Raw genomic sequence first — 26,723 nt, 5'->3', positions numbered from 1 at the left:
AATGATGTCTGGAGAAGTGATGCTCGTTATCCTGATCGTTATCGGTCTTATTGGGCGCTCACCGATTATTGCCACTGCCGCGAGTATATTGTTGGTGTTGAAGTTAACGGCGCTGGAGCGTTTTTTCCCAACGGTAGAACGTCGCGGTTTGGAGCTCGGCCTGCTCTTTTTGACCATTTCCGTACTGGTTCCATTCGCCAGCGAAAAAATATCGTGGAAAGACGTCACGCCTCTTTTCACTACGGTCGTCGGCTTAACCGCACTGGCTGGTGGGGCCATTGCCACCTGGATGAATGGAAAAGGACTCGATTTGCTACGCTCTGAGCCACATATGATTGTCGGTCTGGTGATTGGCTCGATTATTGGCATTGTGTTTTTCCGGGGCATTCCCGTCGGGCCTTTGATGGCTGCGGGCATTACTGCCTTTGTGTTGAAGCTGTGGGAGTGGTTTGGAAGCAAATAAAAAACGAAATCCCCCTCTTATACATGACAGAGGGGGATTTGACTATGTTGTTTTATCGTTTGGCGTTATTGGACGTCTCAAACGGAACTTCCCAGTTGAGGTCTTGGTATTGCCGCTGCTGAATAGCGTGGGACAGCTTTAATTCTTTCGGTTGTTTTTCAAGGTCGCGGATGAAGAATGTTCCTTCTACGTGCACGCGCCCATCCTTATCTCGCTTATAGGTTCCGCTGCGGGAGACCTTGTAATTTTGTTTAGATTCATCCTTCGCTGACCATTCGCTCGTGTCAACAATCCCTTCTGGAAGGATGGCCGAGAACGAGATCAGTGCACCTTTTCCAAAATAGGTCTCATTCCCGATTTTTTCTTCTCCCTCCGTCGTTTTTAAGGTAAAGCCCGTAAAGGTATAGGTACTGTCACTGTTCGTCACTGTCACCTTATCCTTTAACAGGGTATCCACCGGGATGGTTGCCTGAAACTTCGCTGGCTCATACAGGTACAGAGAGTGCATTTTTAATTTGTACGTTTGATCCTTTTCCAGTGGAGTTATCCCATTCCATTTCGTAACTCCTTTGCCGTCATCATGCACTTTTCCACGGTACGAGTGCTCTACGTTGTTCTTTCGAATTTGGTTAAGCTCTTCATGCAACGCATCGTCCCATCCTGCTACCACATTCCCTTTTTCATCAATTATTTGGAATGCTACTCCCAGGTCGATGAAATACCTCTCCATCCTCTCGGCTTCTGTGAATGCACCTGTTTTTGGCTCTTTTACAACCCAACCGTTTTGCTCTTTCCATTTTTGGATTTGTTCTTCTCTTTCTTTTGTCCAGTCTATTTCCAACTCGATCATACTTGTGCTCGGTACCGTCATAATGTTTTGCAACATGATCTCGATTCCATGTGGAGTCATATATTTTTGACCTATCTCGGTGTAGCTTGCCACTGCCCTTGCCTTTTTCATATCAACTGGAAACTCTACCTTCCAGCTACCTTCTTTCCCACCTAACATGGTTGCTTCGACACCGACGACCATCTCATCCGGTAATGACTTGCTATCTTTCAGGAATCGGAAAATATCATGGTTGACGACAAGATACTCTCCTTCTTCACCGTAGGAATAACCCCCTCCACCAGGATTCAGGTCTTCACCTGACTTGGTTTTGTAAGTAAGGGACAATGCGTTTTTTTCCATATCAAACGGGATACGCTTGCCATTTTGATCCACGATATTTGCAATGATCGCCATCCGAGCCGGATCCGCAACCACTTCTTTTACAACCAGTGTAATTCCTTGATCCGTCACCTTTTTATTGATCTCCTGGACATAACCCTTCTCTGCTGCCTGCTTCATTCCTTGGTCGATGCCTTGTATGGATTGGATGACACTGTTTACGTAGCTCGCAAAAGTCGGAGACACCATGGACCCAAACGTAATAATTGCCGTGACACTCGCTACTGCTAACGCGGTTTTCTTCAAAATGTTTACACTCCTTTTTTTCCAATTTGGTTTTGGTTTCGGCAACTTGACGTGCTCCAACGCCGACATCACCTGGGCAGTAAAATCTGCGGGTAACGCGCTTGGAACGTGCAGGCTGGGAAACTCCTCGCTGCTATCTTCTTCCTCCATCATCTGCCGCTGACAGAGCAGGCACTCTTCGACATGTCCTTCCAGCAGTCTAGCTTCACCTGCAGATAGCTCACCAGTCAAATACTTGCGCAACTCTTCAGTTTTGGAGCAATTCATAGATAGCAGCACCTCCTGACATTTCTTGCGCGATACTAGCCCGGAGCTTTTTCTTGGCGTGATGGATACGCATTTGTACAGTTGTAACCGGAACATGCAAAATTTCGCTAATCTCTTTGTAGCTCATCTGTTCCAAGTATTTCAGCATAAACACAACGCGGTATTCTTCCCCCAACGCCATGATTTGCTGCTGCAAAGTATCTTGCTTTTCTTTTTCCAAATACGCTTTTTCGGGTGTATCAGATTCAATCAGTCTTGTCTCTTCCAAAGGTGTTTTGGCGTAGTGCTTGTTCTTGCGCCACGCGTCTATACACAAGTTGGACGCAATCCGATACAGCCAGGCCAAAAAAGCATCTGTCGGCTTATACTTATCCAGCTGACAGTACGCTTTGATGAAAGCCTCTTGTGTCAGGTCTTGAGCATCCTGCTGCTGTCCCGTCATTCGATAAAGATAGCTGTATAATCGTTCTTTGTACTTGTCGACCAGGTGCGCGTAGGCATCCCGATTCCCTTTTTGTACCTGTTGTATGAGCAACCAATCATCCTGCAAAGGAAATCCTCCCATTTCAAAAAAGTTCGCTGCGCAGCGTTCGTTTTGGCAGGCTTCATATGGATTAACGGATCATTTTGTATTTTCTTTCCAAAAATGATTACATTTTTTAAAAAAGTTTGAGTCAACATGGTGGAGGAGAAGAAAAAGCACAGTTCTCTTCGACTCTGACACGCCATACCTGAGGGATTCACTGGCCGGCTACACTTCAAAAAGGGGACCGTCGAGCGATCTACACAACATAAGAAAACCGCCCTTGATAAAAGGCGGTTGAGTTCCATCCATCACTTCCACGAATGGTAGATATTTTCCGCGTACTTGGTAATGGCTTCATCGTAATCTGGATACGGATATCCGAGACTATCTGCCACCGCTTTGGAGTACTTTCGAAATAGCGCGTAGCACATGAATAACGATTCCCACATCTGCGGGTAGCCGTTTTCGTTATAGCTGGATAGTAGCGCTTCCCAATCTTCTTTTGGAAGATAGCGATCGATAAATTTGTAGTTTTTACCGACACTAAAGGTAAACCCTTTCTCACATCCGATTTGCCAAGCCATCATGCGGAGCAAATTCGGTCGGGCGATTTCGTTGAGATGGTCAATCGCAAACAGGATTTCTTTTCTCGCCAAACCTTTGACAACGTAAGTAGAGACCATCCAAAATTCGTTGCAGCAGTCGTCAAACTCTCTAGCAGTTGGTTTCTTGATCCAATATTGGTGATCGGAAGGGAGCACATCGTGTTGGATAAGCTCGTCCTTATCCAGCAAAACCTCAATAAGGCCGTCGCTATCTGCGAAATACTGCTCCGTCTCGTCTATCGGAATCAGTGTGAGATCTACTTTATTCCCATCCTCAAATAGCATCAGATAGGAAAACCAATTTCCTAGCTCGGACGGAAAAAGCTCCATATCCTCTGGTTTTTGCATCATAATCCGATTCCCAAAAGCATCGAGCCATTCATCATTTTCCTTGAATGAATCCATTTCAGTTACAAAATATGAAATATCATAATCTTGGAATGGATCAGCGGGTATATTTCTGTTCGTGCGTGACCCTTCCAATGTTACCAAGCGGATTCGATCATCCTTTTTAGCGAAATCAATCAGCATGCTCATCATTTCTTGTTCCGTTCTCAAAGCCATCCCCCTCCACTTTCTATTTCTTCGTACAATTAATGTAGTGCAATTGCATAATTTTTACAATACCACTTCAATCGGAGAAGGAAATAAAAAAAGCTGCACCCATATGGGCACAGCTTTTTCTTGTAATCTGTACTTTTACGCGCGGGAAACGTATGCTTCCGTACGAGTATCGATGATCAAACGCTCTCCTTCTTCTACGAAGAGAGGAACGTTTACTACGAAACCAGTTTCCAAGGTTGCTTTCTTTGTTACGTTGGAAGCAGTGTCACCTTTTACACCTGGCTCACATTCTGTTACAACGAGTTCAACCGTATTTGGCAATTGAATACCGATTGTTTCGCCGTTGTACTGCATGATTTGCACGTTCATGTTTTCCTTGAGGAAACGCAGTTCACGCTCGATTTGGTTGCGGGTGAACGTCATTTGCTCATAAGTCTCGGTATTCATGAAAGTGTACTCGTCTCCGCTCGCATACAGGTATTGCATGGTGCTGGATTCGATGCGGGCAGGGTTAACTTTTTCACCGCCACGGAAAGTCATTTCCGTCGTGTTGCCGTTACGCAGGTTGCGCAGTTTGGAGCGAACGAAAGCCGCACCTTTACCTGGTTTTACGTGTTGGAATTCTAGCACGGTATAAATATTGCCATCCACTTCGATTGTCAAACCGGTACGAAAATCGTTTACAGAGATCATGGTAGTCCTCCCAAATCAATCAATAACAGAATAAGTATAAATTACACAGGCAAAATGAGCAACTCTTTCGTGGACTTGTTCAGGTTCTCATGACCGTCAGCTGTAATCCACACATCGTCTTCGATCCGAACGCCACCAAGTCCTGTGACGTAAATGCCTGGCTCCATCGTTACGAGCATACCTGGCTCCAATACGAACGTACTTACAGTCGACAGCCCTGGCAGCTCGTGAACTTCCAGTCCGAGACCATGACCCGCGCTATGTCCATATGCGTCACCATAGCCTGCTGCTGTGATGATATCTCTTGTTGCTGCGTCAGCGTCTTTTGCGGAGACACCTGGCTTCAGTGCTTCTAAACCTGCGAGCTGGGCTCGCAAAACAATTTCGTAGATTTCACGCATTTTCGGGTCTGGCTCTCCCACAGACAACGTGCGTGTGATATCAGAATGATAGCCCTGATATGCAGCACCAAAGTCGAGCGTAACCATTTCCCCTGCCTGAATCACTTTCCCGGACGCACGTCCATGTGGCAGAGCACCGCGCACACCTGAGGCTACGATCATATCAAATGCAGAGCCTGACGCTCCTTGCTTGCGCATGAAGTATTCCAATTCCAAGGCAACATCGGATTCACACACACCTGGCTTGATGTACCCTTGAATATGCGTAAATGCTGCTTCCGCGATGCGAACTGCTTCACGAATGATAACCATCTCGGATTCGTCTTTAAACATGCGGATTTTTTCAAGCAGTCCGCTTGTTGACACCAGCTCTACTCCGTCAAATCCTTTGTTCCATTCCTGATAGGTGCCAAAGGACACGCTGCTCTCGAATGCCAAACGCTTGATCCCTTTTTCTTGCAGGAGCTTTGCCATCGCTTCAACAGCTTTTCTCTCGTTATTTACCACCGTAAAATCAGGTGCTTGTTCTTGCGCTTGTTCCACATAGCGGAAGTCAGTGACGAGAAACGCCTCTGTTTCAGTGACAATTACCCATCCCGTTGATCCGGTGAAACCACTCAAGTAGAAGCGATTCTCTGCTTTTTCGGTAATAAACGCCTCTGCTCCCACTTGTGCAAGTGCTTCGCGCAATTTATCCAGACGTTGTTTCATAGCAGCCTTTTCCCCTTTTTGAAAGCTTTTATTTTTTTTTAATTTTACGGACGAGCGCTCGTAACGCCCATTCATATCCATCGATCCCCAACCCGACAACTTGTCCAATCGCGATTGGTGCGATGACCGAGTGATGTCGAAATGGTTCCCGTGCATGAATATTGGAAATATGTACTTCAATCGTCGGCAGAGCCACGCTAGCCAATGCGTCTCGGATCGCATAGCTGTAATGGGTGAATGCCCCTGGATTGATCAAGATGCCGTCATGGACGCCTCTCGCCTGATGAATCGCGTCGATGAGGACACCTTCGTGATTCGATTGGAGATGCTCAAGCTTTCCACCCAACTCATCCATGACACCCTTCAAGGTTGTCACCACATCCTCCAGCGTTTCCCTTCCGTAAACATCCGGTTCCCTTGTCCCCAATAAATTCAGGTTGGGCCCGTTCAGTAACAAGACGGAAGTCATCGACCATCCCTCTTCCCATAAAAGTTTTTTTATTAATGAAACATTTTACCACAAGCCGTTCTGAATCCAAAGCAGACAATCGCTAAAGCAACATTTCGAACATTGTTACATCCATTTTGACAAGGAACGGAGAAATCCTCCTACCTTGTGGACTCATTCCATGCATGATTCTCGTCTGATTGTTCAAGCATAATTGTCATCCCAATGAATAAACCAAACGTCAAATACCAAGCGCCTTCCGTACTTAAGGTGGCTATTTCCCAATTTCCGATATGAAAGAAGAAACCCGCTATCACTAACATGACCGCCCCGTATACGAGTCCCAACCACCACGCACGGATCCGGCTAAATAGCAGGCTAAACACAAAGGAAGCAACGACTGTTTCAACAAACAGCACAATACCACCAAGGCACACGCTCGCAAACGTATTTTCGTCCTCGATGCTGATAAAAGGACGTGCAAACGCCCCCACTCCGTACGGGGTCATGTTCAAAAAGTGAGCAATCCATCGAACGAGCCCCCAAATGATCGTTCCCCAGAATGCAACCTCCAAAATCTTCGAAGCGGAGATTCTTTTACTCCCTTTCCTTCCTTCCTCTGTATGGGATACGCGTGCTTGCTTGTGCCTCCGTCCTGTTTTGCTTATTTCCATTTCCATCACCTCTGTTCTCTAGTATGCTCTTCCTCCAAGCTTTTCACTTTCACTTTACATTTGTTGGAAAAGTGCGAACTCCTTGTAGCTTCAAGTCGCCATTTCCGTTAATATAGTGGTAAGGATGGTGATTGTATTGGCGCAACAAAACGTACCTAGCTACGGCGGTCAGGCCGTCATCGAAGGAGTTATGTTCGGTGGCAAAACCACGACTGTTACGGCTGTTCGCAAAAAAAATCATGAAATTGAGTATTTTGAATCCCCTAGGTCCGAATATAAATGGATTACTACGCTGAAAAAGATTCCGTTTTTGCGTGGGATTGTTGGTTTGGTCGAAGCCAGCGCCAATGGGGCCAAACATCTCAACTTCGCCTCTGAACAATACAGTATGGAGTCTGGAGAAGAAGTTTCTGAAAGTCCATCGAAGCTCACCATGATTCTAGGTGTTGCTGTCGTCGGGGTACTTTCCTTCTTGTTCGGGAAATTCGTATTCACACTCGTTCCCGTTTTCCTGGCAGACTTTTTACTCGGAAAATGGGTACCGGATGGCGTTCCTCAAACGTTGGCTGAAGGCGGATTTAAAATTTTGCTCCTCCTCGGCTACATTACAGCGATTGCACAAACTCCGTTGATTAAAAGGCTTTTTCAATACCACGGAGCCGAGCATAAAGTGATTAACGCATTCGAATCCGGGGTAGAATTAACAGTAGCCAATGTACAAAAATTTTCCGCTCTGCATTATCGTTGCGGGAGCAGTTTTCTCATTTTCTCAGTGTTCGTCGGTGTAGTGATTTACTCACTGTTCAGTTATGACTCCCTGACGGAGAGGGTCGTACAACGCATTGTTCTTTTGCCACTGGTAATCGGCGTCTCTTATGAGGTTTTGCAGTGGACAAACAAGCTCCGTGATGTACCCGTCCTACGTTATCTTGGTTATCCAGGATTGTGGCTGCAAAAGATCACAACTCGTGAACCAGATGACAGCCAAGTCGAGGTAGCCATCGCTTCCTTCCAGAAGATGCGGGAGCTTGATCAGAAGCACGTGCAGGAAAGAATGATTACGACCGGATAACGTGAGGCATTTTTATTCCCATAGAGGTGAAGCCCTATGTTACGCCGCATTCCACCAGTGATTCTGATAGTGATCGTATTGGCGATTTACGGATTTTTGATCACTCTCATCAATGATCCTGTCAGTACGATTGTCATCTTGGGATTATCCGTTGTACTTTTCTTGGTCGTGCGCAACTATTTACAAACCGGCTCCTTCTTTTCACAAGGCGCAGGAGCGGGCAAACCTAGACAGCCAAAGGTCAAGGTGAAGCAAAAGCCCTCCATCGCTCGGCAAGCAGTGAAAAAGCAGTCGACTACCCCTAGAAAAGATCATCCGTTTCGTGTGATCGAAGGCAGCAAAGGGAAGCAAAAAGAGAAGCAAGACGAAAAATCCCAAAATAATATCTCCCACTAAAAAGAAGAACAGGTTGCCTGAATCGGCAACCTGTTTTTTATTAGACCAGCATTTTCGGAGAACGATTGCGAAACACTTTGACGTAATCTTCAAAATCCCATTGTGCCAAAAATTTGTGAGCCGCTCCCTCCCCTGATTCAAACAATTGTTGCCTGATTTCATTTGACAGCTGAAATTGAGTGGTTCTCACCCCTAATGTATGGATAAAAATCGTCCGGACGGCTTTTGCCTTTTCCACATGGAGACGGTCATGAGCATCGAGCATAGTCGCCAGCAATCCCCGGGAGAAGGAAAAAAGACCTTTGATGCTGGTCGCTTCTCTCTTGTCTTGATCATCACTCAGACGAAAACCAATCGTAGGCCACCGCGGAGTCCCCGGTACATCAAACAACCAAACGGGGTAGTTGCTCAATAATGCGCCATCGACGATGTAATGTACATGTCCAGCATTTGTCAGCTTTGCTGGCTGAAAAAAAAACGGAATGGAGGAAGACATACGAACGGCTCGTGCCACAGGGAATTGATCGGGCTCTATACCATACCGTACCAAATCGTCGGGAAAGATAAGCATTTTTCCGTCAGTGACATCAGATGCGACAATCTTCAGCTTACCAGGTGGAAGATCTCCGAATGTTCGTACTCCTTTTCGTAATAACAACTCCTCTATGAACAACTCAATTCGATCTGCTCGATAAATCCCTTCTCGCACGACGAGTTCATAGATTGGTCCGATGAGAGGGAGCTTGCCCAGCCCTGAGCGTTTGAGAAAGTGAAGGTAATCCAGCTCTTCAAAGATCGGTTTCAACTCATGGCTGGAATAGCCTGCGGCGAGCAAAGCCGCAACAATGGACCCTGCCGAGGTACCAGCGAGCCTTTCCCATGTGTATCCATTCTCCTCCATGACTCGCAAGGCACCGATAAAAGCGATTCCTTTTACACCGCCACCTTCAAAGACTGCATCCGCTTTCACGTTGTTCCCCTCCCTAAAATTCCTCCCCTTTTCCATGTATAAGACGACAGCTTTTCCGTTACCACAAAGAAAAACGCAAGCCTGGTCGGCTTGCGCTATAATACGATAACGATATGGACTATTCCTCTTTTTGCTCATCTAACAAACGAATGTTACGAAGCTCTTCTATACGCTTTGGATCTGCCTCGAAGTACTGAACCAGATACTCCAGACATGTAATCGATTCCCAGCTCAGGTGGTGCTCGATTCCTTCCACATCCTGATAAATGTGCTCTTCATCCAAGCCAATGATCCGCATAAATTCTTCCAGAAGACTGTGACGGTCTACTAGGCGTTTTCCGATTTTCTTCCCTTTTGCCGTCAAGACAAGCCCACGGTATTTTTCATAAACGAGATACTTGTCTTTGTCTAGTTTCTGAACCATTTTCGTGACCGAAGAGGGATGTACTTCCAACGCTTCAGCAATATCGGAGACACGAGCATAGCCCTTTTCTTCAATTAAGTTGTAAATGCGTTCCAAATAGTCTTCCATACTCGGCGTCGGCGGCATTGTGAACCCCTCATTTCCAAACCGTTATTTCATCTAGCCAAAAAAGGCACGTAGAAATATGATACCGTGTAATGAGAAGCATTTGCAAGAGAAAAGTACCTATCGTAGCTGTTTTTCTGGTGTTGGGTTCATCATTTGGACATATTGTACGAGTTGTTGACCCAATTGCTCCATGCGCGCCTGCAATCGCTCATCCTTCAGCTTGCCTTCTGGTGTAAAGGCATTGTAAGCACTTGGGATGGAAGGGCTAGATGGCAACGGCCATGCATGCAGGTTGCGCATGATTAATTGCAAGGTGTTGACCGTGTTCGTAGCACCCATACTTCCGCCAGCGACACCAATGATGGCAACTTGCTTATCACGCAAAATGCGCCCTTCCAGGAAGTCAATGGCATTTTTCAAAGCACCTGTCATCGTGCCATGGTATTCAGGCGAACCGATTACCAATCCATCTGCTTCAGAAACCGCTTTGACAAATTGATGGACAATTTCAGGGTACGTACTGGTATCATCACGGTCATCATACAGTGGCAGCTTCCAGTCCGCCAGATGAATCATTTCAACATCGGCACCTGCAGCCTTCGCGGCTTCAAGTACAATATGAATCGCTTGTTTTGTCGTAGAATTGGCATTCATGCTTCCGGCTATTCCTACAATTTTCATGGTTTCACCCCATCGATAATCTAAATACTGGTATGTTCCTCATTATATTCCATTAAGTATAATTTGTAAACATTTATGTTTATTTAATATCATCTGTTCTGAACGTACCTGTTTGTCTCATACACTTGTACCAAGTTGCAAGTGAGGATGATGCCTATGGACAAAGTCGCTTGGCGTATCGCCGTGCTTTTTGGAGGGTCTGCGTTAGGCGGATTCTACTTGGGTGGATATGAATGGTTACGCTTTTTTACTTATTTCGGTTCCTGGGGGACAATAGGCATTGCACTTGCGGCTCTTGGCCTCGGCTGGTTCGGCGTCCAGCTGTTGACCTTTTGCCATCGCAAGCAAATTCGCTCCCTGTACGAGCTGTACTACGTATTGTGTGGCGAAGCGTTCGCTTCTAGCCTATCTGTCATCACCCACATTCTGCTATTGGGGTATACAGGAGTCATGCTTGGCCAACAGGCAGATTTCCTCTTGGAGGGGGTCTCTCCTCTTTGGTTCATCCTTCTGACCATTGCAGCCATCTTCTTTATCATAAATCGTCGGAGATGGATTGTCACTGCAACAGCCGTATCTCTATCCATCGGTTTAGTATTATTCGGATTGATTTTCAGTGCACAATCCCATGTGCCTCTACCGAGCTTGGGTTATCAAATGAACGTGAACTGGCTGATTCACGCCGTATTTTTCCTTGCCTTGCATTTTCTCATCGGCTTGGCCACGACCCTACCATTGGCAGTACATGCGTCCCATGAGCAATCTGTTCGGATGGGCGCAATGATCGGAGCTGGAATCTTTCTTTTGTTCACGATGTCAGGTCAAGCTATCCTTCTTGCCCACTGGCATGATGCCCACGCCTCTGTATTGCCTATCAAACAAATATTGGTGCAAATGATACCGGGTGGCGATTGGCTTCTCGCTATCCTCTCACTCGTGCATGGTGGAGTCATTGTCGCAGCCCTCCTCTATTCGTTGACACATCCAATTGCGACACGTCAACATCTACAAATGCTGCCACTCATTGTCGTCATGCTGCTTACCGTCTTTGTATTCTCTGTCCTTACACTCGTTGTTCCGTGGAGTATGTCTGCAATCGCCAGTGCAGCGACCTATTGCGGCATGTTCTTAATGGGCTGGTACGTTTGGAAGCACCAAAATTGACATGGATTGTTTACTCGTAGCTCCTGTGGTCAAGACAGAATCTTGGCCACTTTTTTTCGCCATTATAGGAGCCAATTCAATATTCCGACCACTACCAAGAAAAAAAGAATAAACACCAAAATATTTAAAGGACTCATCGTCATGTAGGCCTCCTCTATACATGGTTACTCTCCCTCATTTTACCACAAACGAAAAACGTCCCCCGAAGGAAACGTTTACTGTTTACTGCAAAGACTCACTTTCCGCTCTCCGCTGTCCCCCATTTGGAGAACCGATCGGATAAGCTGGCGTTGTTTGCTCTGTAATTTTGTCAATCGCTGAAAGAACCGCCTTTGTCGCCGTTGCGATTTGTGCCCAATCAATCTGCGCGATGGAGTCATCTGTTGTTTGTCCCATCCCTGCACTCGTCACAAGTGCCGTAGGAATACCCGCGGCGGCTAAAGAGTCCGCTGCACCGTTTCGTTCACGTTTCCCATCCTTATCTGTTGGAGACACCCCTGCTGCTCTCAGGAGTTGGGTTGGCAGATTTTCGTTTCCCTGCGAATTGGTTGCAACGAGTTCCGCCTTTTGACTGCCCACCCCTTCGATATAAAAGGCTGCAATCATAGCTTGTCGGTCTTTGGCTGATAAGGCATTTGCATAAGCAATCGGACCTCTGCTTCCCGAAGTAGCCGCGCCAAAGCTAACGAACCTCACTTCCGTATCAATCGGCTTGTCAGCGATATTACGCGCTATCTCAAGTAAGGCAGCTACACCAGAGCCATTGTGATTTGCCCCGGCTGATAACCCGGCGGAATCATGGTGAGCGGATACCATAACGACCTGCCCGGTGTCATTTTGATTAGGCTTTCGGCTTGCCACGATATTATACGAGGTTTGCTTGGTCGTTACGGCTCCTTCTACCTTGACGGTTCCCTTCACGGGCTGCTTGTCCAAGATGCGTTTTTGGAGCTTCGTACCATCCGCTTTGGACAAAGCGATTACAGGAACAGCGATATCCAAGGGTTCGCCCAGTGAAGCATTCCAACCTTCCTCCCGATCATTCCAGATAATCAGACCAACGGCTCCTGCAGCCGCTGCTTGGCGTACTTTTTCTCCGAACGAAATATCGCCCCGCTTGACCAAGGCAATTTTTCCCCGGGAGGCATCATTCGCAAAATCAACCGCCCTTCCCAATCCTGCATCCACCACTTGTGCTGTTGCGGTTCCATTGATCCCAAAAGTAAATCCACTTACTGTCCATTTTTGACCCGGCCATTCTTCCATTGTCAGTGATAGAGTAGTAGGATTTCGGTACGTATAATAAGAAAATGGATCGAGCTTGGTCTTATAGCCGTAAGATTGAAGTGTATTTTCCACATAGACCGCTGCCGCAAATTCCGTTTCAGTAGCAGGTGGACGGGCTGTTCTCGCCAATTGCTCGACATGGCTGTACAAGCGTTCACGATCGATCCAATCTTGAGCTTCTTCTGCATGAACACGATGGGAAAGGAAAGGTATCGGCAATATCGTTCCACAGACAAGCAGGGCACATAGCGCATAATGACGGACAGATCGCATGGCATTCTCCCTTTCCTTCGCTCTTTGCTATTTATTATGGGTGTTTACGACAAACCGAGTCTAGTCAGAATAGTTAGTCAAATAACTTCATCCTGCGCCATCCCTGGACAGCTTTCGCTTTCTTCTGCCCAAAACGTCGATTTTTCGCATGACTTCCTTCCATATGAATTCTTAATAGAAAGAGGCTTTACTCCGTAAAATTATTGATAAAGAAAAGGCGACTTTCAAATTGACCGATGTCCTTGCCTTTTGCTAAGGTGGAATCAACAAAAAACCGTTTGAAAGAAACGGATTGGAATCCATTGAGGGGGAAGCACCATGCTATATGTAGATGGAAAATGGGTAGAAGAAGGCCAAGTCGCAGTTCATCCAGAAGACCGCGGTTATAACTTTGGGGATGGCATCTATGAAGTAGTACGCATTTATAAGGGGCGCATGTACCAATGGGATGGTCATCTTACCCGATTATTTCGGAGTGCCAAAGAAATAAAAATGGAGCTCCCATGGAACGCAGAAGAGCTGACAGACTTAGCAAATCAGCTAATCGCCAAGAACAACATCACGGAGAATGACGACGCCAGTCTTTACTTGCAAGTATCTCGTGGCACCGCTCCGCGTGTACACGATATTCCGTCTGGAATCCAGCCTGTGATTATGGGCTTTGTCCGTCGCAAGGACCGCCCTGTTGCTGATATGAAGAAAGGCTGGACAGCTCAGCTCGTCGAAGATATTCGCTGGCTGCGTTGCGATATCAAAACGCTCAATTTGCTGGGAGCTGTTCTCGTCAAACAATACGCAAAGGATGCAGGTGCCCAAGAATCAATTTTGCACCGCAACGGCATCATCACAGAGTGCAGCTCTTCCAATTTGTTCGTCGTGAAAAATGGCGAGCTGTATACGCATCCGGCTGACAATCTGATCCTGCACGGAATTACTCGGCAAGTGGTCATTGATTTGGCTCGAGACAATGGCATCACTGTCCATGAAGAAGCATTCGACATTGCTTTCTTGAAGCAAGCCAATGAAATATTCCTCACCAGCACGACCGCGGAAATCATGCCGCTCATCTCGGTAGATGGCGTCGCTGTCGGAAACGGACAGCCAGGACCCGTCGCACTTACGCTACAAGACTTGTTTGAACAGCATATCAACACAAGTGTACTCGTGTAATGAAAATAACGTTTTAGTCTGGGGTTATTGATCTAACGCGGTTTTTCAAATATATATTCGGCAGCCTTCGCAAAATAAGTTTAAGACCGGTTCAATAAAAGAAACAGCGGCGGACTAAGATGTGAAAAATAAAGTCTTAGACTACCGCTGCTGTTTCGGCCTATGAATGAACTAACGTCTTCGTTAGTTCTTCTTTTTTTGGCAAAGGCCATTTCTTAGCCTTTACAGGGATGTTTAATTGAATGGCCGAAAATATTCATTTACTTTAAAAGCAGTGATTTAATTACTGGCACTATTTCCAATGGTTCCGTCGTTGTTTCGTATCTTCCGTATACATGACCGTTCCGTTCGATCAAAAACTTTGTGAAATTCCACTTGATCTCAACACCAGCGTATATGTCAGGATACTTTTCTTGCAGAAAGCTCTGCATCCATTGACCGTCCGAGGTCTGAGTATCGAAACCTTGAAATGGCGCTTGCTCTGTTAAAAATTGAAATAATGGATGAGCAGTCTGACCTCTAACCTCCATTTTCTCAAATAACGGAAAGGTCACTCCAAAGTTGCTCTCACAATATTCCCGCACTTCCGAGTTGTTCCCTGGCTCTTTCTCGTTGAATTGGTTACAAGGAAACCCAAGTATTTCAAACCCCTGCTCATGGTAACTTTCATAAAGCTTTTGAAGACCAGCGAATTGACGAGAATAGCTGCACCTACTGGCAGTGTTGACTATGAGGAGAACTTTCCCTCGGTAAGCTGACAATTCAACCAGCTTTCCATTAATTGAGGTGACTTGAAAATCATAAATCGACATGATATCGTTCCTCCCCTATTATGTTGCCTCTGCAAAACCGAAATTTAGACGTCCGCAGTTTAATTACATAATAAGGCCACTTCCTCTATTGGACTAATATATAGTATTAATAATGTTAATAGGAATAAACTATATCATCCAAATCATTCGGTGCCTTGAAATACTAGGACTGGACTTTTCAGTGAACAACGACGCCCATGCTAGGCGCACCAAAAAACAGCCGATATTGCTGCGAGAGCAAATCCGCTGTTACGTCATTTATTGGCGGGACACCTTGACGAGCTCCCCTGCCAGTTCAGCTTCTTCCCCGATGACTTTGCCGGTTAGAGCATCGATCCAACCAATGGTAAGACGGATGGGCAATTATTTGTGTCACATATCATTCCAATATCCCTATATAATCCCATATTTCTATTTAAAAACACGCCCTCGTGTTAATCGACGAGGACGTGTTGGTAACCACTCTATGTTTTGAACATTTGTTTGGTTTACTCAAAATCAAGCCAGCCCTACATTTTCTTGGTACGAATGAGGACTGATATTTTACGAAGGTCAGATCATTTATTACTGTTGAGAGCTACATTCCAATCAACTTGACGCATGGGACTGTGCCTAGAGGCGAGCAGCTTGGTGTAGAAACCTCGATTTTCTTTAGCAGTTTGGAAAGACGTATCCGGAATTAGAAAATCAATTCCTGCCACAAAACCGGCAATATATTCACTCCATCCGGAATACGCTTGTTGTGCCAGTCTTGCAGCACTTAACATATATTCCATTGCCTGATCCTTTTGCAAGTAACCGAGTTTCAAGCCAGCTCTGGATAAAAGGACGCACCAAGCATAGTCATGAGCAGCAATCCCCGCTGAAGGCAGACCTCTCGAATAGTAATCGACAAGAATCAACTGAGATTTCGATTGATGGTCCTCGGGTAACGCTTGAATGTATGCCGTTCGTTCTGATTCGGAAAAAGTAAATAAGAAATGACGGAGACGATTGAATTCTTCCCTCTTCCCTTCCGATATGAGCCATTTTATTGTATCAATGAGTGCGGTCTTATCTGTAATCTGTTTTTCCTTAAGAAGAAATAGGCACGTTCGTCTACTTAAATTTTCATGATATAACGCATAATAGTAGGCTCCACTTTTGCTAAAGCAAACAGACGAAAGAGCTCGCAGAAATAATCTGTGACCCTTCTGATTATAGGTAAGAACGGTGGGTGCCATCGGTTCCTCCTTATTAGAATCGGACCGTTTTGTAGGTTCTGACAAACAGTCGAAGCAAAAATGCATAGAGAACTAGTAACAATACGGAATAAATCACTGCTTTAACAGGAACTTCATTCGTGACATTATGTACAACAATTAGTTTATCGACAACAAATTTGGAATCTTTGTATTTGGATCCAAAGTCTGTAATCTGCAAAACTTCCCATACATAGTCAGGTAACTCTTCCGGCATTTTCACGATTGTTCCTGGCGAATCAATGAAATTACTTTTTTGTATCTGCACGGCTTGATTAGCATCTGAGACCAATAAAACGATTGATGAGTTATCAAGCTTAGCAACATAAAACCATCCTGTGGGGAGAATGCTTCGAGCCCAATTACGTTTCTTACTGTAGGAAGAATTATATCGAGTACTGATAGCACCCGTTTGGGCTTTTAATTGATACTCTGTTATTCCTAGAAACTGAACACTGGGAAGCTTTATTTGGGCGACATCAGAATAATCCAGTTGATTCAGCACCTCAGTGGAAGATAGTTCTACAGGATGAATCCTATTTTTCAGATAGGAGATAGGTGTTAATCCGGTATCATTGATGAAAGAATCAGATAACAAAACATGTAGAAAAAGAATGAAGGATAGAATGAATGCGACACCTGCTTTGGGCAACTGCATCCAAAACAGTTTCACACTGCCAAAAAAATTTGGCTTCCCAAGCTTTTTATACAATCTCTTTATGACTGATCTTCTGGTGAAAATGGGCATCCGCTTGGCCCGCTCCACCATCTCAGAACGGATTTGTGCAAGGCTGGTTATGGCATCGATATCATTCGGAAAACTCTCCAATATCTTCAAGTAGTTCTCCTCTGCCTTCTCTAACTCACCAAGCTGAATGAAGCATTTCCCCAACAGACGCAGGGCACCCATATTGGCAGGCATACGTGAGAGGATGTACAGACACTCGTCTTTTGCTTCTACGAATTGATGGGTTTCATACCATATCCGAGATCGAATCAGATACCAATCGATGTCATCTGGATAAATACGGATTCCGTGTTCCATTGCAGCAAGAGCAGACTCCTTTTCACCCATTCGAAGGAAGTATTCACCCTGTAGCCGAAGCAAGTCAGGATCATCTTTATACATCGCATAGGCTTCATCAAGCGATTGACCTGCCAGTTCCAGATTGTTTTCCTTAAGTGCCTGATATGCCGTCTCCCGCTTGTTCAGAAACACATCGTAGTCTAAATCGGCTGCATGCTGTATAAAGGTATAACGAAGAGCAGGTTCATCCAATTGTCTACAATAAAAATGGTAAAACTCTTCGGTGAAAAGCTCCATTCGATCATCCGGATCTTCTGTTGCTAGTTCACGCCATCGAAAACAGTATTCGATGGATTCCCAAACTCTTTTAGGAAGAAACCGATGTTCATGCAAGAAATCCAATAAGGTTACTTCTACTATTTCATTGAGCCTTACATTCCAGACAATATCGTTATTTAAAAGCTTTGACCATTGTTCATGGCTGATACGGGAAGAGAAATCAGAATACACCTCTTCAACTTGTTCCATGAATTCATCTACTGGGTCAATCTCTTCTGGTCGGTCTATCGTTTCAACTGTTAGCTCGACCGTGTTGGGAGGATTGGGCCAGATATGGATGTTGCTTTCATCGCTGAACGACGGGCCAGTTTCTTTGATGGCACCCTTTTTCGCAGCCTTCACTGCATAGTCATATGCTTCTCTTAGCCTTTGATAGCCTTCCGGATCATCCTCTGGGTGGTGAACCTTCAGTTTTTGGGAGTAGGCTTTTTTAATCGATTGAATATCTTCTGTGGGTTCAATCCCAAGTACCTCCCACACACCCATTAGTAGTCGAACCACCCTTCTAAATGATCCAGTTGTTTTTTAAACGCTAAAGTTGCCTTTTTTATCAGTTGCTGATCTTGTGTGGCTAACACAGCTTCGAACTTTTCCAGTAAATATGCAATTTCTGTGCGTTTGTCCCCAAGGGATTCTTCATACATCCGTTCACCCCGAGCAAGCAACAGTCTATTTTCGGCCCTGTCACGCGGATGGATTTTGATATCTCTCAATTCGTTAAGACGAGCTTCGATCTCCTCAGGTGACAGGCTTCCTGGGTTTTTCTCAATAATCATGTTCTTTTTCAAGCCAGTACTGACTATAGTAACTTCAACCTCCAAAATCCCATTAATATCATAGGTATAGCGTATATCTATAGACTGCTGGCCTGCGGGACCTTTTGGCACCTCTACTTTGAGTTCCCCCAGTTTGATGTTGTTCTCGACACGGCGGCTCTCCCCCTGGTATATTTCGGTGAGAATCGCAGTCTGATCATCATTGACTGTATACAGACGCTTTACTTTGCTCACCGGTATGGGCGTGTTACGTTCAATGATCGGCAGATAATGTCCATCCTCAAAGCCACTTGCTGTTCTTTTCACAATATCGGTTCCAAGCGTATAAGGGCATACATCCGTCAGAATAATCTCTTTTAAGGCTTCGTTTCTCTCCTTGAGAGCAACTTGAATCGCAGCTCCAATCGCTACCGATTCATCTGGGTTGATTTGCGAGTAGGGCAAGCGTCCAAACATTTTGCTAACAGTCGACTTGATTATCGGCATTCTGGTGGCACCACCGATGAGAATGATAGCATCCAGCTCCTCAGGAGTAAGAGATGCGTCTCTCAATGCTCGCTCGATCGGGTGGCGCAAACGAAGCAAGAGCTGACTTGCAAGCTTCTCAAATTCATTTCGATCCAAGCTGATTTCATGTGTTTTGCCGTTTATGGTAAAGTTCATTTTTCCAATCAGATCTCGGCCAATCATCCGTTTACAAAGTTCCGCCTGTTTGACAATGGCAGAGTGTGCCTTGGCATCTAGAGCCTCAGAATCCATCCCTGTTTTTTCAACAAAATAGGCAGCGAGTAGCTTGGTGAAGTCCTCGCCACCAAGATAGTTATCTCCTGCTATCGATTTGACCTCCATGACTCCTTCAAAAAACTCGAGTATAGAAACGTCAAAGGTTCCTCCCCCCAAATCAAAGACCAGGAATTTGGTATCGGACTTTTCCTGATGAAGTCCATACGCGATCGCAGCGGCAGTAGGTTCACTGATGAGCCTCTCTACTTTTAACCCGGCTAATTCGGCAGCACGCTTGGTTGCCTTTCGCTGAGAGTCATTAAAATAAGCCGGAACGCTAATCACCGCTTCCGTAACCTCATATCCAAAAAATGCTTCAGCATCTGCCTTCAATGCTTTTAGGACAAAAGAGGAAAGCTCTTCAGGAGAAAATGAATACTGCCCCAACTTAAACAGCTTTTCTGTACCCATATACCGTTTGAAGGCTGCTGCAGTTACATGGGGATGGGTAATGAGACGCTCTTTTGCAATTTGGCCAACCAGAATTTCACCATTGTCATCGATGCTTACAACAGATGAAGTAAGGTGTTCTCCCAACGCATTCGGTATTAGCTCGGGACCGTTATCACACCAAAAAGCTACCAGACTATTCGAAGTTCCCAAATCAATACCTATCGTTGTCATAGAATATGAATACCCTCATTTCTCATGTAATGTATAACAACTCAACCGTTATTTAGTAATTATATTCAATAGTATTTATAGTATTAAAAATCGATCAAAAACAAAAGGTTTATAATATGGTTCCTGTCACTCTTAGAATTAGTTTAATGTCCCACTTTCTCCAATTTCATCATTCTCGCACAAGTCTATAAACAATGGCTTACAACCTATCCTCGTATGTTGACAACCTCCGTTATACATTGAAGGACTATAAGGACGAAGAACCCGATACATTGAAAGTTACATTTCCGCATTTTGTTATTCGTCAATCCATGAATGAAGTCATTAGGCTTTTCAAAAGAGAATAATGTATACGAAGTTTCGCTTTCGAATAATTATGCTTCTTCAAACCATAAAGACTATATAACCGAACTCCAAGTACAAATAGAGTAACGACACGTTACAAAAAAAGGTGGGGACTAAATCAAAAATAGTGTATTTTCTTCCATCTACTGTATTTGATCATCCTGCCCGTAAATGGGATTCTAGTACATTATTTTCACTGGACATACTCGTGTAATGAAAAAAAGCTCTCCCGGTATGCACATAAATCCGAGAGAGCTACTCTTTTTTAACGCCGCAAATTCCATTCGTCTGTGGCATAGCGCGTACGCACAAGTTCTTCTGCCAAAGCGAGTTCTTCGTCCGTAAGCGTTGAAGGGATCAGCTCCACTTCCAGTCCGGATGCAAAGCCTTTTGAGAACGCCTCGATAGATTCTTGCAGACTGATTGGCCGAGGGCTTACTTCGTTGATCGTCACGGCTTTTTGTCGGAAGCTATCGATCATCCGTTGTTTTACCCGTTCGGATGGGAAATGCAAGAGTGAGAATAGCAAATCTACGTCCATATCAAGCAGGATAGAGCCATGCTGAAGAATAACACCCTTTTGTCGGGTCTGCGCGCTTCCCGCTACTTTTTTCCCCTCTACCACGAGTTCATACCAAGAGGGAGAATCGAAGCAAGCGGATGACCCTGGAGAATTGTACTTTTCCTTCTCCTCTTCACTTGCCAAGGAAACCATTTCCGCCGAGAGTCCGAGGTTTTGGAATCCGTGGAGAAGACCCAAGCTGATGATTTTGTAGGCTTCCGTAACGCTCGAAGGCATTTTCGGATGCTCTTCGGACACGATGACACTGTATGTCAGCTCCTGATCGTGGAGAACAGCACGCCCTCCTGTCGCTCTGCGAACAAAGCCCAGTCCTCTATTTTGAACTTCCTCCAGATTGATTTCCTTGATGGCCTTCTGGAAATAACCAATAGACAGTGTCGCCGGGTCCCACGTGTAAAAACGAACGGTCGGGAGAACCTTGCCCTCACTGTGCAACTGCAAAATTGCTTCATCTACTGCCATATTCATCGCGGGTGACATGGCTTCGGTCACGATATAGCGCCACTGTTCCATCTATGTACCTCCTCATTCACAACGCCTTCATTGTACGCTTCTGGCACGAGGGACGGCAAGCCTTTGATGGGCTAATTTGCACGAGCTGCCTCCTGTAAAATTGCCATGACCTTCGCCAGTGCATCTGTTTTCTTCTCATTTTCTTCGCGCATTCGCTGCAAGATGGACTGCTTGTTCGTTTGCAAGTCATTCACTGCTTGATAAAAGCGATCATCCGTTAGCTCTTCTTCCAGCAAAACATGACACAAGCCCTGCCTTTCAAAGGACTGAGCATTTAAAATCTGATCACCCCGACTTGCTTCACGGGACAACGGTATCAAGAGCATCGGCTTTTGCAGGGTTAAAAACTCATAAATTGCATTGGAGCCAGCACGAGACACAACAAGATCTGCCATCGCTAGCAAATCAGGCAACTCCTCCTGAACATACTCGAATTGCTTGTAGCCTGTTACCTGAATCGTTTCATCCACTTGATTTTTGCCACAAATATGTACAATGGAGAAATGCTCCAGCAAGTTAGCCAATGTGCGCCGTACCGCCTCGTTGATTCGTCGTGCTCCCAAGCTTCCCCCCATGACAAGCAAGACAGGCTTTTTTTCGGTAAAGGAGCAGTACACCAAGCCCGCTTCTTTTCGCCCCTGCTTCAACTCTTCTCTCACGACTGCACCTACGTGAATACCTTTGTTTCCCGGTATTTTCGAAAGGGAATCTGGAAATGTTACGCACACCTTGTTGGAAAAAGGGACAGCCAGCTTGTTTGCGAGACCAGGTGTCAGATCAGATTCATGGATGACAACGGGAAGACGGTTTAGCCACCCTCCGAATACGACCGGTACAGAAACGAAGCCCCCTTTGGAAAAAATCACATCCGGTTTCCACTTGCCGAGAAAGCGAGAAGCTTGCCAAATGCCTTTGAGGACTCGCAGCGGGTCACTTACGTTTTTCCAATCAAAGTAACGTCGCAGTTTTCCTGAAGAAATGCCAAAATAGCAGACTTTTGGATGATTGGCGACCAGCTCACGTTCGATTCCTGTCGCAGAACCAATGTAGGCGACTTCCCAGCCCAGCTTGATAAAGTGGGGAATGAGCGCAAGATTCACAGTAACATGGCCTGCCGAACCACCACCGGTAAACACAATCCTTCTCTTCATTCGGTTCGAACCCTCCCCTGCCTCTTCTCCCCTCATGATAGCACCAATCAGAAAGAAAAGCCGCCCATAACAACAGGCGACTTTTCCTGGAATCTAGGATTATGCTTGCGGCTGATAACGCAAGATTGGCTTTCTTGCCGCTGTCGCTTCATCCAAACGTTTGACCACAGTCGTATGAGGAGCTTCCTGAACGATTTCTGGCGTTTCCTCGCACTCGCGGGCAATTTGCAGCATGACGTCGATGAACTCATCGAGCGTTTCTTTTGTCTCGGTTTCGGTCGGTTCGATCATGAGGCACTCGTCCACGATCAATGGGAAGTAGATCGTTGGCGGGTGATAACCGAAGTCGAGCAAGCGTTTTGCGATATCGAGCGTGCGTACGCCCAGCTTCTTCTGGTTCACTCCAGACAGGACGAACTCATGCTTGCAGACGCGATCAAATGGCAGATGATAAGCCGTTGCCAGACGACGCATCATGTAGTTGGCGGAGAGAACCGCGTTTTGGGAAACTTGCAGCAAGCCTTCTGGCCCCATCGTACGGATATAGCTGTACGCACGAACAAGAATACCGAAGTTTCCGTTGTAGCCTTTTACGCGACCGATGGAAGCCGGACGATTGCTGTCCCAGTAGAAGCTACCGTCTTCCTTTTTCGCTACGATTGGGGTAGGCAGGAATGGCTCGAGAATTTTTTTCACGCCGACCGGACCTGCACCTGGACCGCCACCGCCGTGAGGTCCTGTAAACGTTTTGTGCAAGTTCAGATGCACCACGTCGAAGCCCATGTCTCCCGGACGGGCAATTCCCAAAATCGCGTTCGCATTCGCACCATCATAGTACAAGAGGCCGCCAGCTTCATGGACGATTTTCGCCATTTCCACGATATCTTCTTCAAACAATCCGAGTGTGTTCGGGTTCGTCAGCATCAAAGCAGCCGTGTCAGGTCCTACTGCATCACGCAGCGCTTGAATGTCAACCAATCCACGCTCGTCAGATGCAATGGTTACGGTATCCAAACCAGCTACAGCAGCAGATGCCGGGTTCGTACCGTGTGCGGAGTTCGGCACGATTACTTTGGTACGATGGCCTTCCCCACGGCTCTCGTGGTAGGCGCGGATCATCATCAAACCTGTCCACTCACCCGCAGCACCAGCGGCTGGTTGCAGAGTAACTGCGTCCATGCCTGTAATTTCACCCAGCTCTTCTTGCAGGTTGTACAACAGCTCCAAAGCACCCTGTACGGTTTCTTCCGGTTGGTACGGATGTGTCTGCGCAAAGCCTGCGTAACGGGCAACGTCTTCGTTAATTTTCGGGTTGTATTTCATCGTGCAAGAACCAAGCGGGTAGAAGCCATTGTCTACCCCGTGGTTGCGACGAGACAATTCTGTATAGTGACGAACCAATTGCAGCTCAGATACCTCAGGCAGCTCAGCCGGCGTTTCGCGAATGAGGTGCTTTGGCAAAAGGCTTGCTACTTCTACTTCTGGAACATCCAATGCCGGCAAATTGTAGCCCACACGGCCTGGCTTGCTCATTTCAAAAATCAGTGCTTTCTCTTGGTCGTTACGCACGTGTGATCGCCTCCAATTCAGCCGCCAATGTGTCGATTTCTTCTTTGGTTCGCAGCTCAGTTACTGCAAGCAAGGTATGATTTGCAAACTCTGGATAGCCGAGACCGAGATCATAGCCCCCGATGATTCCTGCAGCCAACAGGCCTTTGTTTACTTCTGCAACTGGTTTGTTCAGCTTCACCACAAACTCGTTGAAGAATGGAGAAGTGAATACGATCTCCAAGCCTTTTGCTTGCAGAGCATTCTTGGCGTAATGAGCTTTTTGCAGGTTCATCATCGCCATTTCTTGTACACCCTGTTTGCCGAGTGCTGTCATGGCAATAGAAGCAGCCAATGCGAGCAGCGCTTGGTTCGAGCAGATGTTGGAAGTCGCTTTTTCACGACGAATATGTTGTTCACGCGCTTGCAGTGTCAAAACGAAGCCGCGTTTGCCATTTTCGTCCTTCGTTTGACCGACGATACGACCTGGCATTTTGCGCATCAGTTTGGATGTGGTAGCAAAGTATCCGCAATGTGGTCCACCAAAGGATGCTGGGATACCAAATGGCTGCATGTCGCCCACTACGATATCTGCGCCCAGTTTGCCCGGCGCCTCCAGTACACCCAGAGCAAGCGGATTGGAGGATGTAATCAACAGTGCACCTTTTCCGTGCGCGATTGGTTCAATCGCTCCCAAGTCCTCTACGTTTCCGAAGAAGTTCGGATACTGCACGATGACCGCTGCTGTGTTTTCATCGACAAGCGCTTCCAGAGCCGCTGTATCCGTAACACCATTGCTGTTGATACCTACTTCAACTAGCTCAACGTTTTGACCATACGCATATGTTTTCAAAACGCCACGCGCTTCTGGATGTACAGCACGGGAAACGATTACGCGCTTTTTGCCAGTATGGCCAGCAGCCATCATTGCTGCCTCTGCCAAAGAAGTCGCGCCGTCATACATCGAGGAGTTGGCTACCTCCATGCCAGTCAGCTCACATACCATCGTTTGGAACTCAAAAATAGCTTGCAGCTCACCTTGGCTGATTTCTGGCTGGTAAGGTGTATAAGCGGTAAAGAATTCACCGCGGAGCAGCATGTGATTGACTGTGCTCGGCGTGTAATGTTGATAAACACCCGCACCTAGAAAGTTAACATGCGTGCTGAAGTTTACGTTTTTATTTGCGAGGTGTGTAAAATACTTCACCAAATCTGGCTCGGAAAGTGCTTCTGGAATATTCAAAGCACCTTTGAAGCGCACTTCTTCCGGAATATCAGCAAACAGTTCTTCTACACTCGAAATGCCGAGGGTTTCCAGCATTTCGCGCTTGTCCTGATCAGTTTGGGGCAGGTAGCGGTATTTCACGGACGTTGTCCTCCTCTAAAAGGATGTATGTGGTGGATCGTTTAGTTTTTTGGGCGTTTATAAAATGGAGCGGCAACGACTTCTGCTTTCAGACGTTTTCCGCGGATTTCTACTTCTACTTGTGTACCTGGCGCAGCATGCTCGGTTTTTACGAGAGCGAGACCGACGTTTTTCTTCAAGGTTGGGGATTGTGTTCCCGTCGTCACTTCGCCAATGAGCTCTTCTCCCACATAGACAGGATAATGCGTGCGCGGAATCCCACGATCGATCATTTCGATCCCTACCAGCTTGCGTGGAGCTCCGTTTTCTTTTTGTGCCTTCAGTACTTCTTGACCGATGAACGGCACTTCTTTGTCTACCTTGACAGCAAAGCCAATGCCCGCTTCGATCGGCGTAATGTCTTTGCTGAGCTCTTGACCGTACAGTGGCAGCTTGGCTTCAAAGCGAAGCGTATCGCGCGCACCGAGACCGCACGGCAACAGACCTTCATCTTTTCCGGCATCGAGCAAAATGTCCCACAGCTCTGCTGCACGATCGGCATCCAAATAAATCTCGAAGCCATCTTCGCCAGTATAGCCAGTGCGAGAGACCAATGCCGGAATGCCGCTCACTTGCACATCACGCTCAAAACGGAAAAAACCGATTTGTGACAAGTCTGTAGTCGTCAGCTTTTGCAGAATGGACTCTGCCAAAGGACCTTGAATCGCGATTTGTGCTGTTTGTGGCGAAATATTCTCAATCGTTACGCCTGGAATCAGATGTTCTTCTAGCCACGCATAGTCTTTGTCGATGTTCCCCGCGTTGATGACGAGCAGGTAATGATCATCTGCATACTTGTAAACAAGCAGATCGTCTACCGTCCCCCCATCCGGGTAGCAAAGCACACTGTACTGCGCCTGCCCGACTTGCAGCTTGGACACGTCATTCGTAGTCACACGCTGGAGATAAGAAAGAGCGTTTTCCCCTTTTACGTCCACTTCTCCCATATGGGAAACATCAAATAGACCAGCTTTAGTCCGAACGGCTTCATGCTCTTGACCAATGCTTGTAAACTGCACTGGCAGATCCCAACCACCGAAGTCGATGGTTTTCGCGCCATACTTTGCATAAGAATCAAATAGTGGCGTACGTTTCAAATTGGACATGTGGCACCTCCTGTGAACAATAAGATCTTAGAAAACTTGGCTTCACTGAGCCTTTGGCGAGGCCTTCGTTGCACTTATGTCGATAGGAGTCTTATC

The 26,723-nt window shown here is 46.2% G+C and carries 25 protein-coding genes; 5 read left to right on the top strand and 20 right to left on the bottom strand.

Annotation, left to right across the window (positions count from 1 at the left end; all coding sequences use genetic code 11):
* Nucleotide 1 precedes the first annotated feature (1 nt).
* Nucleotides 2-463, top strand: coding sequence for a DUF441 domain-containing protein (locus FO446_RS12120; protein ID WP_047068835.1), 462 nt, complete (start codon nt 2-4; stop codon nt 461-463).
* 52 nt (nt 464-515) lie between these two features.
* Here FO446_RS12120 and FO446_RS12115 read toward each other — a convergent pair whose 3' ends face one another.
* The 7 genes from FO446_RS12115 to FO446_RS12085 all read right to left on the bottom strand — a co-directional run bounded on the left by FO446_RS12115 (nt 516) and on the right by FO446_RS12085 (nt 6,829).
* On the bottom strand, nt 516-2,207 hold the full coding sequence (locus tag FO446_RS12115) for a DUF4179 domain-containing protein (RefSeq protein WP_221867155.1): 1,692 nt from the start codon (nt 2,205-2,207) through the stop codon (nt 516-518).
* Nucleotides 2,188-2,757 (bottom strand): RNA polymerase sigma factor, encoded by a 570-nt coding sequence (locus FO446_RS12110; RefSeq protein ID WP_064199881.1) that lies wholly within the window; start codon nt 2,755-2,757, stop codon nt 2,188-2,190. The genes FO446_RS12115 and FO446_RS12110 overlap by 20 nt, the downstream gene beginning before the upstream one ends.
* A gap of 284 nt (nt 2,758-3,041) precedes the next feature.
* The gene (gene ant(6) / locus FO446_RS12105) at nt 3,042-3,896 is read right to left on the bottom strand and encodes an aminoglycoside 6-adenylyltransferase (RefSeq protein ID WP_221867156.1); all 855 of its coding nucleotides are present in this window, start codon (nt 3,894-3,896) and stop codon (nt 3,042-3,044) included.
* A gap of 141 nt (nt 3,897-4,037) precedes the next feature.
* Nucleotides 4,038-4,595, bottom strand: coding sequence for an elongation factor P (gene efp / locus FO446_RS12100; protein WP_047068830.1), 558 nt, complete (start codon nt 4,593-4,595; stop codon nt 4,038-4,040).
* Nucleotides 4,596-4,636: 41 nt separating this feature from the next.
* Nucleotides 4,637-5,707, bottom strand: coding sequence for a M24 family metallopeptidase (locus FO446_RS12095; RefSeq protein ID WP_237900740.1), 1,071 nt, complete (start codon nt 5,705-5,707; stop codon nt 4,637-4,639).
* Between the two features lie 28 nt (nt 5,708-5,735).
* Nucleotides 5,736-6,176, bottom strand: a complete 441-nt coding sequence (gene aroQ, locus FO446_RS12090) for a type II 3-dehydroquinate dehydratase (RefSeq protein WP_237900738.1) — start codon at nt 6,174-6,176, stop codon at nt 5,736-5,738.
* A gap of 140 nt (nt 6,177-6,316) precedes the next feature.
* Nucleotides 6,317-6,829 carry a YqhR family membrane protein gene (locus FO446_RS12085; RefSeq protein ID WP_173609619.1) on the bottom strand — a complete coding sequence of 171 codons (513 nt, stop codon included), beginning with the start codon at nt 6,827-6,829 and terminating at the stop codon, nt 6,317-6,319.
* Between the two features lie 124 nt (nt 6,830-6,953).
* Here FO446_RS12085 and FO446_RS12080 point away from each other — a divergent pair, with 124 nt between their 5' ends.
* Together FO446_RS12080 and FO446_RS12075 are read left to right on the top strand one after the other, a co-directional pair.
* On the top strand, nt 6,954-7,901 hold the full coding sequence (locus tag FO446_RS12080; protein ID WP_173609620.1) for a DUF1385 domain-containing protein: 948 nt from the start codon (nt 6,954-6,956) through the stop codon (nt 7,899-7,901).
* Between the two features lie 36 nt (nt 7,902-7,937).
* Nucleotides 7,938-8,297 carry an ABC transporter C family protein gene (locus tag FO446_RS12075; protein WP_173609621.1) on the top strand — a complete coding sequence of 120 codons (360 nt, stop codon included), beginning with the start codon at nt 7,938-7,940 and terminating at the stop codon, nt 8,295-8,297.
* A 40-nt stretch (nt 8,298-8,337) separates the two neighbouring features.
* Here the strand turns inward: FO446_RS12075 and FO446_RS12070 are convergent, their stop codons facing one another.
* From FO446_RS12070 to FO446_RS12060, 3 genes are all read right to left on the bottom strand, one after another.
* Nucleotides 8,338-9,267 (bottom strand): patatin-like phospholipase family protein, encoded by a 930-nt coding sequence (locus tag FO446_RS12070; RefSeq protein ID WP_173609622.1) that lies wholly within the window; start codon nt 9,265-9,267, stop codon nt 8,338-8,340.
* 118 nt (nt 9,268-9,385) lie between these two features.
* Entirely contained in the window at nt 9,386-9,817 is a 432-nt protein-coding gene (mntR, locus tag FO446_RS12065) for a transcriptional regulator MntR (protein WP_173609623.1), read from the bottom strand.
* A gap of 99 nt (nt 9,818-9,916) precedes the next feature.
* Nucleotides 9,917-10,480, bottom strand: a complete 564-nt coding sequence (locus FO446_RS12060; protein WP_017247978.1) for an NADPH-dependent FMN reductase — start codon at nt 10,478-10,480, stop codon at nt 9,917-9,919.
* A gap of 156 nt (nt 10,481-10,636) precedes the next feature.
* On the opposite strand from FO446_RS12060, the gene FO446_RS12055 reads away from it, so the two are divergent.
* The gene (locus FO446_RS12055; protein WP_173609624.1) at nt 10,637-11,644 is read left to right on the top strand and encodes a hypothetical protein; all 1,008 of its coding nucleotides are present in this window, start codon (nt 10,637-10,639) and stop codon (nt 11,642-11,644) included.
* 222 nt (nt 11,645-11,866) lie between these two features.
* Here the strand turns inward: FO446_RS12055 and FO446_RS12050 are convergent, their stop codons facing one another.
* Complete coding sequence (locus tag FO446_RS12050; protein ID WP_173609625.1) at nt 11,867-13,204, bottom strand: M28 family peptidase; 1,338 nt, start codon at nt 13,202-13,204, stop codon at nt 11,867-11,869.
* Between the two features lie 318 nt (nt 13,205-13,522).
* Between FO446_RS12050 and dat the strand changes: the two genes are divergently transcribed.
* Nucleotides 13,523-14,374 carry a D-amino-acid transaminase gene (dat, locus tag FO446_RS12045; RefSeq protein WP_173609626.1) on the top strand — a complete coding sequence of 284 codons (852 nt, stop codon included), beginning with the start codon at nt 13,523-13,525 and terminating at the stop codon, nt 14,372-14,374.
* 260 nt (nt 14,375-14,634) lie between these two features.
* Here dat and FO446_RS12040 read toward each other — a convergent pair whose 3' ends face one another.
* The 9 genes from FO446_RS12040 to gcvT form a co-directional block, all read right to left on the bottom strand.
* Entirely contained in the window at nt 14,635-15,186 is a 552-nt protein-coding gene (locus tag FO446_RS12040) for a glutathione peroxidase (RefSeq protein ID WP_221867161.1), read from the bottom strand.
* A 557-nt stretch (nt 15,187-15,743) separates the two neighbouring features.
* A complete protein-coding gene (locus FO446_RS12035) occupies nt 15,744-16,409 on the bottom strand; it encodes a DUF1266 domain-containing protein (RefSeq protein WP_173609628.1) in 666 nt (221 codons plus the stop codon).
* Nucleotides 16,410-16,422: 13 nt separating this feature from the next.
* Nucleotides 16,423-18,279: a J domain-containing protein gene (locus FO446_RS12030; protein WP_173609629.1), complete on the bottom strand. Its 1,857-nt coding sequence runs from the start codon at nt 18,277-18,279 to the stop codon at nt 16,423-16,425.
* The gene (locus tag FO446_RS12025; RefSeq protein WP_221867163.1) at nt 18,279-19,976 is read right to left on the bottom strand and encodes a molecular chaperone HscC; all 1,698 of its coding nucleotides are present in this window, start codon (nt 19,974-19,976) and stop codon (nt 18,279-18,281) included. Before FO446_RS12025 ends, FO446_RS12030 begins: the two co-directional genes overlap by 1 nt.
* Nucleotides 19,977-20,586: 610 nt before the next feature.
* Complete coding sequence (locus FO446_RS12020) at nt 20,587-21,417, bottom strand: lipoate--protein ligase family protein (RefSeq protein WP_173609631.1); 831 nt, start codon at nt 21,415-21,417, stop codon at nt 20,587-20,589.
* A 71-nt stretch (nt 21,418-21,488) separates the two neighbouring features.
* Nucleotides 21,489-22,568, bottom strand: coding sequence for an undecaprenyldiphospho-muramoylpentapeptide beta-N-acetylglucosaminyltransferase (locus tag FO446_RS12015; RefSeq protein WP_237900736.1), 1,080 nt, complete (start codon nt 22,566-22,568; stop codon nt 21,489-21,491).
* A gap of 99 nt (nt 22,569-22,667) precedes the next feature.
* Entirely contained in the window at nt 22,668-24,137 is a 1,470-nt protein-coding gene (gcvPB, locus tag FO446_RS12010) for an aminomethyl-transferring glycine dehydrogenase subunit GcvPB (RefSeq protein WP_173609632.1), read from the bottom strand.
* The gene (gcvPA, locus tag FO446_RS12005) at nt 24,130-25,482 is read right to left on the bottom strand and encodes an aminomethyl-transferring glycine dehydrogenase subunit GcvPA (RefSeq protein WP_237900734.1); all 1,353 of its coding nucleotides are present in this window, start codon (nt 25,480-25,482) and stop codon (nt 24,130-24,132) included. The genes gcvPB and gcvPA overlap by 8 nt, the downstream gene beginning before the upstream one ends.
* A gap of 41 nt (nt 25,483-25,523) precedes the next feature.
* A complete protein-coding gene (gene gcvT / locus FO446_RS12000; RefSeq protein ID WP_237900732.1) occupies nt 25,524-26,627 on the bottom strand; it encodes a glycine cleavage system aminomethyltransferase GcvT in 1,104 nt (367 codons plus the stop codon).
* Nucleotides 26,628-26,723: the final 96 nt, after the last annotated feature.

Origin of the sequence: Brevibacillus brevis (genome assembly GCF_022026395.1) — a bacterium.
GTDB lineage: Bacteria > Bacillota > Bacilli > Brevibacillales > Brevibacillaceae > Brevibacillus.
The sequence above is the reverse complement of the archived record's forward strand: the minus strand, read 5'-3'. Positions and strand labels throughout refer to the sequence as shown.

Excerpts from the sequence above, each read along its gene's own strand:
- FO446_RS12060 (WP_017247978.1), bottom strand. The coding sequence starts at position 10,480 with ATGAAAATTGTAGGAATAGCCGGAAGCATGAATGCCAATTCTACGACA.
- FO446_RS12020 (WP_173609631.1), bottom strand. The coding sequence starts at position 21,417 with ATGGAACAGTGGCGCTATATCGTGACCGAAGCCATGTCACCCGCGATG.
- FO446_RS12120 (WP_047068835.1), top strand. The coding sequence starts at position 2 with ATGATGTCTGGAGAAGTGATGCTCGTTATCCTGATCGTTATCGGTCTT.
- FO446_RS12050 (WP_173609625.1), bottom strand. The coding sequence starts at position 13,204 with ATGCGATCTGTCCGTCATTATGCGCTATGTGCCCTGCTTGTCTGTGGA.
- FO446_RS12035 (WP_173609628.1), bottom strand. The coding sequence starts at position 16,409 with ATGGCACCCACCGTTCTTACCTATAATCAGAAGGGTCACAGATTATTT.
- efp (WP_047068830.1), bottom strand. The coding sequence starts at position 4,595 with ATGATCTCTGTAAACGATTTTCGTACCGGTTTGACAATCGAAGTGGAT.
- FO446_RS12055 (WP_173609624.1), top strand. The coding sequence starts at position 10,637 with ATGGACAAAGTCGCTTGGCGTATCGCCGTGCTTTTTGGAGGGTCTGCG.
- FO446_RS12040 (WP_221867161.1), bottom strand. The coding sequence starts at position 15,186 with ATGTCGATTTATGATTTTCAAGTCACCTCAATTAATGGAAAGCTGGTT.
- gcvT (WP_237900732.1), bottom strand. The coding sequence starts at position 26,627 with ATGTCCAATTTGAAACGTACGCCACTATTTGATTCTTATGCAAAGTAT.
- FO446_RS12025 (WP_221867163.1), bottom strand. The coding sequence starts at position 19,976 with ATGACAACGATAGGTATTGATTTGGGAACTTCGAATAGTCTGGTAGCT.
- aroQ (WP_237900738.1), bottom strand. The coding sequence starts at position 6,176 with ATGACTTCCGTCTTGTTACTGAACGGGCCCAACCTGAATTTATTGGGG.
- FO446_RS12015 (WP_237900736.1), bottom strand. The coding sequence starts at position 22,568 with ATGAAGAGAAGGATTGTGTTTACCGGTGGTGGTTCGGCAGGCCATGTT.
- FO446_RS12115 (WP_221867155.1), bottom strand. The coding sequence starts at position 2,207 with ATGAATTGCTCCAAAACTGAAGAGTTGCGCAAGTATTTGACTGGTGAG.
- FO446_RS12030 (WP_173609629.1), bottom strand. The coding sequence starts at position 18,279 with ATGGGTGTGTGGGAGGTACTTGGGATTGAACCCACAGAAGATATTCAA.
- mntR (WP_173609623.1), bottom strand. The coding sequence starts at position 9,817 with ATGCCGCCGACGCCGAGTATGGAAGACTATTTGGAACGCATTTACAAC.
- FO446_RS12080 (WP_173609620.1), top strand. The coding sequence starts at position 6,954 with ATGGTGATTGTATTGGCGCAACAAAACGTACCTAGCTACGGCGGTCAG.
- FO446_RS12085 (WP_173609619.1), bottom strand. The coding sequence starts at position 6,829 with ATGGAAATAAGCAAAACAGGACGGAGGCACAAGCAAGCACGCGTATCC.
- FO446_RS12075 (WP_173609621.1), top strand. The coding sequence starts at position 7,938 with ATGTTACGCCGCATTCCACCAGTGATTCTGATAGTGATCGTATTGGCG.
- dat (WP_173609626.1), top strand. The coding sequence starts at position 13,523 with ATGCTATATGTAGATGGAAAATGGGTAGAAGAAGGCCAAGTCGCAGTT.
- FO446_RS12095 (WP_237900740.1), bottom strand. The coding sequence starts at position 5,707 with ATGAAACAACGTCTGGATAAATTGCGCGAAGCACTTGCACAAGTGGGA.